At 64.5% G+C, this 14,499-nt stretch carries 7 protein-coding genes and 1 pseudogene; 2 read left to right on the top strand and 6 right to left on the bottom strand.

The window, feature by feature from the left end:
• Positions 1–4: 4 nt before the first annotated feature.
• Positions 5–2,488, top strand: a complete 2,484-nt coding sequence (gene lon, locus QEG98_RS20940; protein ID WP_316562566.1) for an endopeptidase La — start codon at positions 5–7, stop codon at positions 2,486–2,488.
• Positions 2,489–2,577: 89 nt separating this feature from the next.
• On the opposite strand, the gene QEG98_RS20945 is transcribed toward lon, so the two are convergent.
• The 6 genes and pseudogenes from QEG98_RS20945 to QEG98_RS20970 all read right to left on the bottom strand — a co-directional run bounded on the left by QEG98_RS20945 (position 2,578) and on the right by QEG98_RS20970 (position 13,455).
• Positions 2,578–3,459: a LysM domain-containing protein gene (locus QEG98_RS20945; RefSeq protein WP_316562567.1), complete on the bottom strand. Its 882-nt coding sequence runs from the start codon at positions 3,457–3,459 to the stop codon at positions 2,578–2,580.
• Between the two features lie 110 nt (positions 3,460–3,569).
• Positions 3,570–6,119 carry a hypothetical protein gene (locus QEG98_RS20950; RefSeq protein WP_316567932.1) on the bottom strand — a complete coding sequence of 850 codons (2,550 nt, stop codon included), beginning with the start codon at positions 6,117–6,119 and terminating at the stop codon, positions 3,570–3,572.
• Entirely contained in the window at positions 6,119–6,577 is a 459-nt protein-coding gene (locus QEG98_RS20955; RefSeq protein ID WP_316562568.1) for a hypothetical protein, read from the bottom strand. Before QEG98_RS20955 ends, QEG98_RS20950 begins: the two co-directional genes overlap by 1 nt.
• A gap of 29 nt (positions 6,578–6,606) precedes the next feature.
• Positions 6,607–7,837: pseudogene (locus QEG98_RS20960) on the bottom strand (IS3 family transposase).
• 41 nt (positions 7,838–7,878) lie between these two features.
• Entirely contained in the window at positions 7,879–12,252 is a 4,374-nt protein-coding gene (locus tag QEG98_RS20965) for a hypothetical protein (protein ID WP_316562570.1), read from the bottom strand.
• Between the two features lie 51 nt (positions 12,253–12,303).
• On the bottom strand, positions 12,304–13,455 hold the full coding sequence (locus QEG98_RS20970) for an SH3 domain-containing protein (RefSeq protein ID WP_316562571.1): 1,152 nt from the start codon (positions 13,453–13,455) through the stop codon (positions 12,304–12,306).
• A gap of 171 nt (positions 13,456–13,626) precedes the next feature.
• On the opposite strand from QEG98_RS20970, the gene QEG98_RS20975 reads away from it, so the two are divergent.
• Complete coding sequence (locus tag QEG98_RS20975) at positions 13,627–14,490, top strand: N-acetylmuramoyl-L-alanine amidase (protein ID WP_316562572.1); 864 nt, start codon at positions 13,627–13,629, stop codon at positions 14,488–14,490.
• Positions 14,491–14,499: the final 9 nt, after the last annotated feature.

A 14,499-nucleotide genomic window follows, 5' to 3' on the forward strand; every position in this document is an offset into this window, starting at 1 on the left:
TTTCATGTCCGATGAGAAGAAGAAGGGCTCCGCTGCGAGCGCTATGCCCACCGCGATGGCCCCTCCGGGGCTCATCAACAAGGAAGACATCCCGCAGGTGCTTCCCATCCTCCCCCTGCGCAACAGTGTCTTCTTCCCGGGCGGGGTGCTTCCGCTGGCCGTCGGCCGCCAGAAGACCATCGCACTGATCAAGGACGCCGTGCGTGACGACCAGGTCATCGGTGTCGTCACCCAGCGCCGCGCCGAAGAAGAAGATCCGGGTGCCGCCGACCTCTACACCATGGGGACGGTCGCCCGCATCGTGAAGCTCCTGAAGATGGGCGAGGACAACTACTCGCTCGTGGTGCAGGGGCTCGCCCGCTTCCGCGTGGTGGAGCTGGTCCAGGAAGCGCCCTACCTCAAGGCCCGCGTGGACGCCGTGGAGGACAAGACCTCTTCGGAGAACGTGGAAGTCGAGGCGCTGGGCATCAACCTCAAGAAGCTGGCGCGCGAGGTCATCGAGCTGATGCCCGAGCTGCCCGCCGCCGCCACCGAGCTGGTGGAGAGCATCACCCACCCCGGCCACCTGGCGGACCTGATCGCCGCCAACGTGGACGTGCCCATCGAGGAGAAGCAGGCCGTCCTGGAGACGGTGGACCTCAAGGCCCGGATGAAGCTCGTGCTGGAGCTGCTCAACCGGAAGCGGGAGATCCTCAAGCTCTCCAACAAGATCGACTCCGCCGTGAAGGGCGAGATGTCGAAGACCCAGCGCGAGTACTACCTGCGCCAGCAGCTCAAGGCCATCAAGGAAGAGCTGGGGGAGATGGGCGAGGAGGAAGAGGAGCTCGACGAACTGCAGGAGCGCCTGAAGAAGGCCAGCCTGCCGCCCGACGTGGAGAAGGTCGCCAACAAGGAGCTCAACCGCCTGAAGACGATTCCGGCGGCCTCCAGCGAGTACACCGTCGCGCGCACCTACCTGGATTGGATCGCCGACCTTCCGTGGGCGAAGCTCTCCGAGGACAACCTCGACATCGAGAACGCGCGCCAGCAGCTGGACAAGGATCACTTCGGCATCAAGAAGGTGAAGAAGCGCATCCTGGAGTACCTGGCCGTCCGCAAGCTGAAGAACGACATGCGTGGCCCCATCCTGTGCCTCGTCGGTCCGCCGGGCGTCGGCAAGACGTCGCTGGGCCAGAGCGTGGCCAAGGCCACGGGCCGCAAGTTCGTGCGCCTGTCGCTGGGCGGCGTGCGTGACGAGGCGGAGATCCGCGGCCACCGCCGGACCTATGTGGGCGCCCTCCCCGGCCGCTTCATCCAGAGCATGAAGAAGGCCGGCACGAAGAACCCGGTCATGATGCTGGACGAAATTGACAAGCTCGGCGCCGACTTCCGTGGCGACCCGAGCGCGGCGCTCCTCGAGGTGCTGGACCCGGAGCAGAACAACACGTTCAGCGACCACTACCTCGACGTGCCCTTCGATTTGTCCAAGGTGATGTTCGTCGCCACGGCGAACCAGCTCGACCCCATCCCCGGTCCGCTGCGTGACCGCATGGAGATCATCGAGCTGACGGGCTACACCTTCGAGGAGAAGCAGAGCATCGCCCGCATCCACCTGGTGCCCAAGCAGCTCAAGGAGCACGGGCTGAACCCGGACCACATCGACATCACCGACGAGGCGCTGCTCACGCTGACCACCGCGTACACGCGCGAGGCCGGTGTGCGTAACCTGGAGCGCCGCATCGCGGACATCTGCCGCGCGGTGGCGGTGGAGGTGGCCGGCGGGAAGACGGAGAAGCAGACCATCAACGCCGACCGGGTGAAGGAGATCCTCGGGCCTGAGATGTTCTACTCCGAGGTCGCCGAGCGCACCGAGGTTCCGGGTGTGGCCACGGGCCTGGCCTGGACGGCGGCGGGTGGCGACCTGCTCTTCATCGAGGCGACGAAGATGGCGGGCAAGGGCGGCATGACGCTCACCGGCCAGTTGGGCGACGTGATGAAGGAGAGCGCCACGGCGGCGCTGAGCTACCTGCGCAGCAAGGCCGAGCAGCTCGGCATCAGCCCGAACTTCCTGGAGAAGACGGACCTGCACCTGCACTTCCCGGCGGGCTCCATTCCGAAGGACGGACCTTCCGCGGGCGTCACCATCCTGACGGCGCTCACCAGCCTCCTGACGGGCATCCGCGTGCGTCACGACACGGCGATGACGGGCGAGGCCACGCTGCGTGGCCTGGTGCTGCCGGTGGGTGGCATCAAGGAGAAGGTGCTGGCGGCGCACCGGGCGGGCATCAAGCGAGTCATCCTGCCCGAGCGGTGCCGCAAGGACCTGATCGACGTGCCGGACCAGGCGCGCAACGAGCTGGAGTTCATCTTCGTCACCCACATGGACGACGTCCTGAAGGCGGCGCTGGAGACGCCTCCCTTCGGCGTGGCGGGCACCCCGGGCGGCGAGCCGGGCAAGGAGGCTCCGCTGCCGAAGCCGGCCGAGTCCGCCCCTGAGGTCCGCGCCTAGCGCACGGCATTCCAGCCGGTAGGAAGTGACACGGGCAGGTTCCCTTCTTCCGGGAACCTGCCCGTTGTCTTTTCGGGGGCAGGTGGCGTTCAGAGCGAGAACAGGAAGTGTCGCGGTTCCGGGACGCGCTTCACCCGCAGGATGTGACTGTGCTCCACAGGCAGCCGGGGGACGGCCTCTGGACGGGGAACGTAGAGGATGCCGGGGTCATCCTCTCGGGTGAAGACGTACTGCCCACGCGAGCCCCTGCGCGTGCAGCCCACATCGAGGATGAGGTGCCGCTCGATGTCCGCCGCATCCGTGGTGTTCCAGTTGAAGCGGGTGAGCTCATCCACCGTGAGGCCATACATCTCCGCCACGCTCTCCAGCGTCTCTCCGTCGATGACCCGGTGCTGGGTGACGCGTGCGAGGAAACGCGGCGCGCTGGCCACCCTCGCCCGCTGACCTCGCTTCGCGGGCTTTTGCTGGGACCAGGGGCCTCCCGTCCGCACCAGCGCCAACGTGTTATCCAGGGTGGCCCCTTCGAGGTCGGACAGGACGTCGGCGCCCCCCTTCGGAACGCCTTTCAGGTCGATGCGGCCCTCTGAATCCGTCCGGGCCTGATGCTCGGACCGGTCGTCGAGTTGGATGCGCAGCTGGATGCCGGCAATGGGCACATCGGTGGTGTCGTCCACCACCTGGAGCCGTAGCCAGACCGGCTCCTCCACCGGAACAGGCACACACGCAGGCTGGGGAACGGAGAATGACGGCGAAACGGTGGCCTCGCGCGGGGGAGCCTGCGCCAGCCGAAGGACACCCGAGTCCAGAAGGAGCGCGGCCTGCCGCACGACTTCGTCCACCGGCAGCGGTGCGCGCATCCCGCTGCGGTGTCCATGGATGTAGACCAGTGATTGGAGCGTCCGCTGGTTGGATGAATCCTGCGCGAGCTGGCGCAATCTCCGCTCCAGCGCCCAGCCCCGCGCAGGCGTCACGAGCGTATACCCGTTGGGCAGACCCTCATGGAGCGCGAGGACAATGTACTCGCGCAACCCGTCTTTCAGACAAGGATGGAGAAACATGCTGTCACCTGAAGGAGACGTCTCTATTTGCGGAACTTCTGGCCTTCACGAAGGTGCCGCTCCACCGGAACCAAGATGTCTGCCTTGGTGATGAAGCCCTTGCCACCGCGGTCCAACCCCTTGTTGGGCTCGTAGCCCCTCGACCCCTTCGCGTAACAGACGAAGGACGCGTCCTTGCCGAGCGCTTCTGGACAGAGGATGCACGCGTAGACATCACCCAGATTGTCTAGAGGGAGCTTCGACCGCGCCTTCCACAGGCGGAAGTACTTGGCGACGTAGTCGAGCTGCTCGACAGCGCTCATCCGCACCAGTGCGGACAGCTTGATGTCGAGCGCATCTTTTCCTTCATTGATGGCCGTGAACTGAATGAGACCGAACGCCTGATGCCCAGCCCGGTTCGGTGTATCGGCCCGGAAGGCATTGCCCGTCTCAAAGGCCATGCACGCCATCAAATCATCGGCGTTCATCTCCAGCTGCTCGGCGATGATCAGCACCTTCCTCCGGAACGCCTCCGTCACGTTCGGGTGGCTGCCGTAGATGAGCGTGCCTTCAATGCGGCGCGGTGTTCCCTCCAGGTCCAGGTGGATGGCAGGAAGCGCGCTGGAGTGGTTGGCATTCGCCCGCTCCACCAGACGCGCTTCAATCCGAAACCGGCCCTTGCGTCGCACCCGCTCGACGAGCGCCGGCTCCCGGAGACGCGCCACCACCCGTCCACGAGCGTCGCATTGCCCCGCCGCCCCCTTCGCGACCTCATACCGGAAGGGCACGGCACCGAAGACAACGGGCTCCGCGACGTCAGCGAAGAACTCATACAGACGGAACTCGATGACATCCCCCTCCTTTCCATTGGGAATGTGGAGGGCCTGACAGCGGACTTCCAGGATGGACGTATCATCCGTGAGCTGGACGAACTCGGCGCGAAGTCCCTGGAGCTGGGGAACGCCTGGGTACTCCACAGAGAAGGCCGGTGGCGCTGCCACCCATTCGTCCCAGAGCCGCGCATCCGGCTTTGAGACTCGCCCCTGGATGAAGACCTTCTGGCGGACTCGAGGATCGTCGAATCGAACGAGCGCCTCGTAGTAACGAGGATTCCCATCAAGGGGCCGCGCATCCAACCGAAGCACCTCGGTCTCCCGAGAGGCCGTTGGCTCCACGGGACGCAGGTCGTCGCAGATCGAAAAAACAGGCGAGGCCTCACGCCAGTAGTCGAGATCCCCGATGACCTTCACGGTGATGAGCAGGTGGTTGTCGCGAGCCCCCAGCCAGACGTCCCCGAAGCGAGGCATGCGCGAAGGCCGGACCGCCAACTCCTTAGAGGCCAGTGCCGTCACCAGCTCCTGGCGCACCCGGTCCTGCTTCTGTCGCGCGGGCGCCCTGGCCGGCGTTGGGGCCTCCAGCCACAGGTCCTCGTCCTCGAACGCGAGGAATTGCGTCTCATCGAAGTCCAGCACCGAGCGGATGGGCACGTATTCATCGGTCCCCGTCAACGAGCGCGGAATCCGCAACAAGGCGAAGCTCTTCCGGCGCAGCCAGTCCTCGGCGTCGAGGAACTGCCGTAGGAACAGGCCTCTCTCGTTGGCGTTCACCAACACCGGCCGCGAGACGGGGTCCATCAGGGTGAAGGACAGGGCCTCTCCTCGCGTCTGAGCCTCGTACCGCCAGTGGGTCAGCTCCAGGGGGAGCTCGAAATCCGGATCCAGATGCTCCACCGTCGCGGTGACCGCGTGGTGCTTGAATTCGAACCCGGTCAACTTCGGCTTCGGACACACGCATGCCCTGGGCTGCTCCCACACCACGTAGGGCCGCGTCTCCCCCTCGAGGTCTCGGAGCACTTCGAGCCGCAGGTCGAAGGCGTACTCGCCCTGAATGGGCTCACGCCATGGCAATCGGAGACCGTCCCCACTCCAGGCGCAGCCAACTCGCCAGTCCTTCGCGCCCAAGTCGGAAGCGCCCCATTCCAGCGCGGCATAGCGCTGCTCCTCTGAAGCCATCCTCGGCGCCACGCCACGCTTCGGCTCCACGGAGTGGTAGATGGAGAGCCGAAGCGTCGCGCCGGTGAAACGTGCATCCATGTCCGGCTTCAAGTGGAACCGTCGGCCAAACAGGACAGGGACGCTCAGGTCGAGCCCCCTGAGCCCCAGGGGGATGTCGAACTCGAAGGGCTTTTCGAGGCAGCATTCCTGCGCGAAGGGGAAGTCAGGAACGACGGTCATCTCCGCGTGGCCCCGGCCGAAGAAGCTCGCCTCGTAGATGTCCGCCTCGAACTCCAACGTGCATGACCTGCCATTGACACGCAGTGGGACGTTGACCAGCGTGTACTCCCGCGCTGGCATCCCACGCGCGTGCGTCTTGATCAGAACGCTGCAGACCGTGTCCGCCGGCAGGTTCTTGTGCGTTCCCTCCAGGATGAAGGCAATCCTGTCCTGAACGGCCCGGTGGCTCCTCAGGGAGAGCTTGAGCTCCGTGGGGGCCACCGCGACGAGATAGAAGACGCCCTCGGCTCCCGGTTCACGCCGAAGCTCGAAGCGCTCGCCGCCAGCATGTGACTGTGAAGCAACGGCTGTGTCCGCCATCACCCTTCCCCCTTCATGGGCACGGCCCCCAGGTCGTCTGACCACCACCACAGATTGGGGCGAATCCGCACGTCGTCGTGTACTCGGGGCACGATCCGCTCGGGCAACGAGAGCTTCAGCTCCCGAGCAAGATCCGCGTCGTTCTGATGAATCGGGATGACACGGAGCACGTATTCCCTGGTGCCCTCCAACGCGGCCTCGACGTCATTGAGATCCACGTCCGCATGCAGCGCCCCTTCCACGTCCGTCAGACCTTGCCCTTGGCGTTCTGGTTTGTAGACAACGCTGCCCTTCTTGAGCTTCAGCGGAAGCCCGGGCGGGCCCCCTGGCAGCGAGGGACTGGCGAGTTCCAATCGGAAGGGCCTGCTCACCGGGACGGCCTCCGTCATGATGGCGACCTTCAGACTGAAGGCATCATGGTAGTGAGACCGAGCTTCGAGCCTGGCGTTGCGCTGCATGGTGTAAGCACGGCCTGGAGTTGCCCCCGTCAAATCGGACAGCTCAGGCTTGGGAATTAGCAGTACGGAACTCGCGGGGTGACATCATCTTCAATCCTCGATGAGGGTGGCAGCGGTTGTAGTCGTCGAACCAGGCGGGCAGCTGGGCGAGGACGTGGGGAGCCGAGGGCAACTCATTGACGTACACGTAGTCACGCTTGAACGTCTTCACGAAAGCCTCGGCCATGCCGTTGCTTTCCGGGGAGTAGGCGGGCGTGGTGCATACCAGCAGGCCGAGGCTCCGGCCGAAATCGCGGGTGTCCGTGGCCGTGTAGACGGGCCCGTTGTCCGACAGCCACTCCACCGGGTGTGGCACCCTCGAGGTGCCCGGGCCGAAGCGGGCCTCCACCGTCTCGGCCATCAAATCCTGGATGGTGAGGCCGGTGGGGTGCTCGGCGGACGCACGGTACGCGATGAGCTCCCGGTCGCAGCAGTCGAGGCTGAATGCCACCTGGACGCGCTCGCCGTTCCAACAGCGGATTTCGAAGCCATCGCTGCACCAACGCAGGTTGGACTTCAACGTGATGATGGTGCCCTCATGGGTGCGTGTCGGCTTCCCCGTGTGCCTCTGCAGGAGGAGCTGGGCGTCGCGCATGAGGCGGTAGGCCCGCTTGTGGTTGACGGGCGATTTCCCCGCCGCCCGGCGCTGCCGGTTGAGGAGGGCACAGGCTCTGCGGTAGCCGTACGTGGCGCGCTCCTGAGCGACGGCCTTGAGTCCCTCCAGCACCTCGGCGTCAACATGGGCGTCTGGGTTGCGGGGCTCCCGAGGGCCCAGGGGCCGGTGCAGGGTGGAGCGGGCCACGCCGAGGGCCCGGGCCACCGCGCTCACAGAATGCCTCCCAGCTTGGACAAGGCCGCGGGCGACAGTAGTTTTTTTTCGCGGGCCAACTCCACCGCGTCCCGGAGCACTTCCGCCTCCTGCGTCTTCTTGCCCAAAAGCCGCTGGAGCTCACGCACCTGCGCCTTGAGCGCCTGCACCTCGGACTCGGGCACCACGGCCTCCCCGGCCTGCAGCCCGGATACGCCGCCCGCCTCCTTCAGATGCCGCCAGCGGAACAACTGGCTGGGGCTGATGCCGTACTTCCGTGCCACCAGGGACACGCTGCTGCCAGGCGCCTCACTCTCGGTCACCAGGCGCAGCTTCTCCGCCGCTGAGTACCGCCGACGGCGCTTGCCCTTCTCCGCCCCCTCCGGGGCTCCTTCTTGGGTCTTCTTCTCCATCGTCAGACTCGCTTTCTAGCCGAACGAGCCTGTCCGACTCTTCAGGGGGCTACACCACGGCCCTTCGCGGGCTGGACGTCGATCCGTTCGTGCCCCAGGGGCACATGCTTGTTCACCACCTCGGCAGTCGGGATGAGAATTCGCCCCTGAACCTGCGCATCCTCGAACCCGAAGGTCCGCACCACGCACCCATTCTGGATGACGGACTGACGTGCGGCGGCTTCATCGAGGGAACTGTGGCCCACCTTGATGATGGGTCGAGCCTTCTCCCAGAAGCTCCGATTCCCACCCAGCAACCGCGAGGAGAGCTGAATCCCCCGGGCGGTGACGAAGACCTTGGGCGCTTCGAGCGAAGGGATGTGAAGGACCTCCGACACCTCGGTGGACCACACCTCCAGCGCCCCCGCTTTGGCGCCGCTCCGCAGCGCGTCGAGCGTCACAGGTTCCCACCGGCTCCCCAGCGTATCCGCCGTCACCAGACGCGAGTCCCGCGCGCTTCCCCCGTTCGGGAAGAACGCGCCGAACTTCACATGGACCTCATGGGTACCTGGGATGCCCTTCCGCAGCTCCGAAAAAGCAGCGCCGGCGTCGAACCGGATGACAAGTTCGCCAGGATGACGTCCCTCCGCTGGCGCTGGGACTCGGACGCGAATCGCCCCCTTGGCCGCGTCCTCCAAGGCGGTGAACCAGCCATCCTCTCGAACCTTCTCGGCGGCATCCTTCAAACGCCGGGCATTCGTGGCCGTGAGCACGATGGACAATCCGTCCTCGGCCAGCGCGGACAACGCCAGCAACTGCTTCTCTGAATACGCGCACTGGACACGCTCCACCGCCTCCACGAGCGCCCAAGCCAACGGAGGCTCTGTCTTGGAAGCAGCGGCCTTCAAGAAGGCGCGGTAGGTGAAGTGCCGCGTCACATACGTTTCCAGCTTCTTGAGCGCCCCTTTCTGAATGAAGCCGTCAACGACGCGGAGTCCGGAGGACTCATTGAACGCCGAGTCCTCCCGTCCCTGTACGGGGATGGCCACACGGGCCAGTTCGAACGCAGGTGCCTCCGGGTGCAGCCCTTCCTGTTTCGTGGCCTTCGCCCATGCGCTCAGAAGCACCCAGCCCCGAAGAAGCTTTGGGCAGTTCTCCCTGAAGGGAATACGCCAGGAGAACGTTCCATCCTTGTGAGACTCGGGAGCGTAACGAGCCGAAGAAACAACCTGGCTCCCAGGAACCTCCGCCGACTCGCGCCCACCCAGCAACACCGGAGGGAGCACCTCCAATGTCGCCGTTCCCACGAGCCGGGCACCCGGCATGTCGAGCGTGCAGGCCCCCCAACCCGGCAACTCCACCTGTGCGAAGAAAGCACCCTCGGTGCAACTTCCGCTCGCGAGGAAGCAGCGTGTGCCCTCATGCAGCATATGCAGTTCCACCTCGTCGTCTCCGCTCCCGCGCACCACGGCCCCCACGTCCAGGAGCTCCCCCACCCGGTATGCGACATGAGCGCTTCGTGCCGGGAGCCACCCCACCGCGAGCACGTCCTTCGAGTTGCTCGGGCGCCAGGCCGGCAGGTCCGAGAACCGGACGAGGCCATGCCGGACCATGAGCATCAGGAGCCAGGCGAAGGTGACTGGGTGCGGGTTGTCGACCAGCCCCTTCGCGGGCAATTGGTCGACGTCAGGCGCCGCTGCGAAGAGCGCCTTCTTGCCACCGTTGTCCCCCACGGGCCCGAGGAAGGGCACTTCCTCCGGGTGGGCCCAGAATCCGACTGCCTCCGCGTAGCGTCCCAGCAGCCTCTTGGCCTCGTCCGGCTGCTGGATGTCGGCGATCTGGCGCCCCATTCGAAGCTGACCGTGAATCTCCAGATGCTTCATCACCTGAACGACGATGCTCTCCGGCAACCACTCGTTCAGATGCCTGAGCACCACGTTTCGCCAACGGACGGATGCCAGCCTCTTGAAGTGCTGAAGCTCCTGCTCGAGTGCATCCTGAGCACCGCCGCCCACCTGCAGCAGAAAGCCGGAGCGGTCGGCTGGCTCCACGAAGATTCGTCGAGCCCCAGCCGGCAAGCGCACGTTGAGACGGCTCTGTTTTCCATCGTAAGCGACGTACCGCTCGCCCAAGGGAGGCTCGAAGGTCAGCTTGAGCCAGTAGGTCCCTTCAGGGAGCGCGTCCTTGTAGTTGGTGATGACAAGCTCCGCGGGAAACGAAGGCTCGCCGGCATCACCAGGCGCATCATCGGACGAGAACGCGAGCGCCCGAGGTGATCGAAGAATCTCCTTGAGCGCGCCGTGGTGATACGTCTGCTCGAAGCGAGCGAGACACTCCTCTTCGGGGTTCCCCGCAGCGTGAATCGACTTGGGCGCCAGCCTCATCAGCGCGTCGAGTTCTCCCTTCGACGGGTCGAAGAAGTTGTTGTGGTCCGCCTCCTCGAAGACCTTGAAGAAGTCGCCCAGCCCCAGCGTGTCCTTCGCGAAGTCGAGGAAGTCCTTGAGTTGCCCTGGCTCGGAGGGCGCCAGGATTTCCCAGTGGACGAAGCCATCCCCAATGGCCTTGCTCCTGCTGTCGACGTAGCCAAGGACCGCGCCAGCCTCCAGCTTGAGCAAGGGGTGGCGCAGCGTCACCATCCGCCCCTCGCGCAGTGCTTCATGAATCCCCGTCAGGTCCTGGTCCGCCGGCCTCCAGAGCGCTCGGACATCATCCCCCGGTGCCTCTCCCAGGCGCAGTGTCTCGGGCACGCCCAATCCCGTCCCCACGACGGAGTAGCTTCCCCCCTTCTTCTCGACGACGTCCGCTCCCGCCTCCGGCAGGGCCTCCTGCAACCACCGTGTCTGGCGAAACGCCTCATGCGCCGGATCAATCACCGTCAGCGCGCCGTGGCGCCGCACGAGCAGCTTCAACCAGTCCACGTTCCGGTATGTGTCCGGGTCCTTCCAGTCCGGAGGAACGAGGTGCATGTAGAGGCTGTAGAACGTAAAACGCCGCGGCGGCTGGCCCTCCGTCTTCGCTGCCTCCTCGACATCGTGCCGGACGAGGACGAAGGAGTTGTGGTTGCCCGTGAATTCCCGGGCCAACTCGTGCGCCTCGGGCCCCTCCTCGACACGCTCCTTTTCTTCGAGGGGAGCAGGCAGCCCATGGGCCAACCGGACGGCCACCACGTAACCTGGGGCAAAGCAGCGAACCTCTCGCACGCCGGACCCGGCTGCGGAGTTCGCCGTCCCCTCCCGCGCCGAGAAATGCGACGCAGGCAGATGGATTCCCGAATGAAGGTTCCGCCGCATTCCCAATGGGAAGAGCCCACCGGGCGGCATCTCCGTCTCCGTGAGGGCATAACAGTTGATAGGCCGGAAGCGAGTATCCCCGTGGTCGAAAGGATACGCGACCGTGCGCATCACGTTGGTTTCGAGAAAACCAGACGGGACGACGGTAGGACGGAGCGAGTAGAGAAAGGCTCCGCCCTTGTGCTCGTCGTGGCGGTAGTCCATGAACAAGTCGTCAGGCACCGCGCTATAGGTGTTCTCCTCGAACAGCTTGCGGGCACGAATCAGGACTACGGACGCCTGCGCATTCTCCCAGTCACCTCTGCGTACCCGGATGAGATCGTGATCACCCGTGACTTGCTTCTTGGCGAGCGCCTCCAGGTCCGTGCCCTCCCGCGAACCAGGATCAGGAGGAAAGAAGAGATGGGTTCCCTTCTGGGCCCCAACCTTGTTGTTCTGCGTTGCCGGGTCCGCGACCACCAACCAAAGGAGCCTGCCGGTTCGGTCCACCAACCAAGCGAATCCGACAATCAGAATGAGATGAATGGGCGCATCTCTCGCAACGGAAAACCCTGAATAAAAAATGACCGGATTGTTGGCCGCGAGCGCCTTGAGAATCAGCGACAGCTTGTCTTCAATGAGCCGAGGATCGTTCACAATCCCCGCTGCGATTCTTCGTCGGTCTTGGATCGAGTACGGCAACACATGCGAGTACGCCATATCAAGTACCGCGGACGCACTGAAATCTTCGTCAGTCTCTTCGAACTTCGGCGGAACAACGTTGGGCGCCTTCCGCCGTTTCGCCCAGCGGTTTGAGACTGAATATCCCTCCAGGTTGATCCCGTATGGTTGACCTTTCGGCTTTCGATGAAAGGCTCGCTGCCCTCCTGGATATCTCAGGTCCACGAAGTGCCCCGGCTTCCCTCCATCCCAATGGGTGATGAACCTTGAGACAAAGCCACCACCCTGCACCACCTGATAATAATTATATGCCATTGCACTGGCAGTCCGCCCACACCAGTCGGATGGTCCTCCCGAATAGTGCTGCCCCAGGAGAGGAACTTTCAGGATGTGATATTCATCCAGCGCGGACAACAACAACTCTGGCAGTTCATATTGCCAGACAGCACGATACAAACTCTGTATAGGCACGACTCGTTCCCCCACGAGTACGTTCAGTCGCTCCGCCTCAGTGCCTCCCCTGGCACTGGAGCACTACTACGGCCCGCCCTCCAGACACTCCCCTCCGAGGTCGGGGTATTTCTGAAATACATGCGTGCACGCCAGTTCTCCCAGGTATGCGATATCGCCACCAGCATCTGGAAGCCTGAAGCTTTCCTGCCGTGTCTTCTCGCCGTCGATATCCGCGAGTGTCAGTCGAAGAGTATTTTCATTCTTCGACACAGCAGCAACCCATAGAAACTCCAAGCCCCCGCCCTCACTTTCGATCATGACGAGGACGCGCCCGTGAATGTCCGGATCGAAGACAAGGCGATAGGGGCGCTTCATGCAGGCATCCCACCGCATCCGAGGAATGCCATCCTCCGCCTTCATCGATAGCAGTGCCCACTTGCTAGGAATCGAGCGAAAGAAGGCCAGTTCAGCATCATCCAGAACGTATTGTCCGAACGAAGGTCTCGAATAAACATCCGAAGATGCGCTGACACCAGAGAACAGCGCCTTGTCCAGCACTGATGTCAATGGCGAACTGGCTTGTTCCAACACCTCGCCCTTGACCTGTATTTGCGCTGTTTCTTCGAAACGCCTGTTGTCGAACCGGAATCGCCCACGATAGACAGTCAGACTGTCGGCCGAGCCGAGCGCAATAACGAACAACCTATCCCTTATCCCCACCCGAACCTTGAGCCCATCTACATAGTTCGTGCTGGTGCTTCTCAAGCAGCGTTCGGGATCATTCACCGTACAGTCGAACTCGAACGGCCTCCGCAGGCTCGGTTTCTTCAGCCGCGCGACGGCCTCCAGGTTGCGCTCGAAGAACAACGTCGCCAGCGCTTTCTGGAGGCCGGCGTCCTCCGGAGCCAGCGTGGCGGCACGCAGGGCGCTCTCCTCTCGCTGTAGCAACGTCCGCTTCGGGTCCTTGGCCTCCGCAGCGAGCTTCTCCACCGAGGGCTTCTCGGGGCCCAGAAACGCCCCCACCACGAAGCCTTCCGCCTCTCCGCAGCGCACCCGGGCCCAGCCTCCCTCGAGGGACTCCAGCGTTCGGCACTCCGTCCCGATGGGCAGCTTCTGGAGGACCTCCGCCGTCTTGCCGGCTTCCTTCCGCAGATTCACCGAGGAACCCAGCACGTATGCCGGCGGCGGCTCTCCCCCAGCGGCGGCCACCAGCAGACCTAGCAGCATCGTCTTCATCCCCTGTACCCTTCCCCCTCGGTTGAAGACACTCGCATGCCAGTCCGACGCAGATTCATGAGGAGTTGTTCTACTCAGTGAGTCGAATAAGACCGCGACGTGGGCTTCCACACCACCCCATCAACAAGGGAGACTACGCAGCGACGCTCCTTTCTTGGCAGTTCAAGCACCATGCCGAAGACCTTTCTGCTGCTGGGACTGGGACTCGCCCTGTGGGCAAGGCCCGCTGCCTCTTCCGAGCCCACCCCTGTCGCCCCCTCTCCCACATGGCCCGCTCCGGGCGCGCCCCTCACCGTTTCCGAGGTCCGCTTCCCTAAGGGCTTTGGAAAGCGACGCATCTACCTGGACGCGGGGCACGGCGCGGAGGGGAACACCGGCAACAAAGGCGTCACCTGCGATGACGAGGAGACCTTTACCCTCCGAGTGGCGGAAGACCTCGCGAAGCGGCTGGAGGCAACCGGCCACTTCCAGGTGCGCCTGAGTCGCAAGCCGGGCGAGCGCGTCCCCTATCCCACCCGCGTCACCGCCGCCGAGCGGTGGCGCGCCCATGCCATGCTCAGCCTGCACTCCGACTCGCGTGGCACCGCCACACCATGGTCTCCAAATCCGGACCAGGAGTGCAACCGGCAGGACTCCGCCCCTGGCTTCACCGTGCTCTGGTCCGAGTCCGCGGAAGCCACCGCGCTCCTCCAGACTGGACGCGCGGGACTGGCCCGCGCCCTGGCGCGCAGGCTGGGCCAGGCGGGCTTCCCGCCCTATGACGGCGTGGACTACGAGGGTCTCTACGCCATCGACACCGCCCAGCCTGGCGTCTTCGTGGCCCGAGAGCCCACGCACAGGCAGATCTTCGTCCTGCGAAAGCCGCGCATCCCTTCCGTCATCATCGAGACCCACCATGCGCTCGACTTCGAGGAAGTCGCACGGTGGCGCGAGCAGCGGACGCTGGAAGCCTTCGCCGCCGCCGTGGCCCAGGGGCTCGTGGATGCGCTCGCGCCCGAAGCATCCCCCCAGCCACGCACAACCCGCCCCCGCTGAACCCGAGCC

The organism is Myxococcus sp. MxC21-1 (assembly GCF_032612255.1).
In the GTDB taxonomy this organism is placed as follows: Bacteria; Myxococcota; Myxococcia; order Myxococcales; family Myxococcaceae; genus Myxococcus; species Myxococcus virescens.

What these genes read in the sequence shown, in the direction of transcription:
- QEG98_RS20970 (WP_316562571.1), bottom strand. Translation starts at nt 13,455, where the DNA reads ATGAAGACGATGCTGCTAGGTCTGCTGGTGGCCGCCGCTGGGGGAGAG.
- QEG98_RS20955 (WP_316562568.1), bottom strand. Translation starts at nt 6,577, where the DNA reads ATGCAGCGCAACGCCAGGCTCGAAGCTCGGTCTCACTACCATGATGCC.
- QEG98_RS20975 (WP_316562572.1), top strand. Translation starts at nt 13,627, where the DNA reads ATGCCGAAGACCTTTCTGCTGCTGGGACTGGGACTCGCCCTGTGGGCA.
- lon (WP_316562566.1), top strand. Translation starts at nt 5, where the DNA reads ATGTCCGATGAGAAGAAGAAGGGCTCCGCTGCGAGCGCTATGCCCACC.
- QEG98_RS20950 (WP_316567932.1), bottom strand. Translation starts at nt 6,119, where the DNA reads ATGGCGGACACAGCCGTTGCTTCACAGTCACATGCTGGCGGCGAGCGC.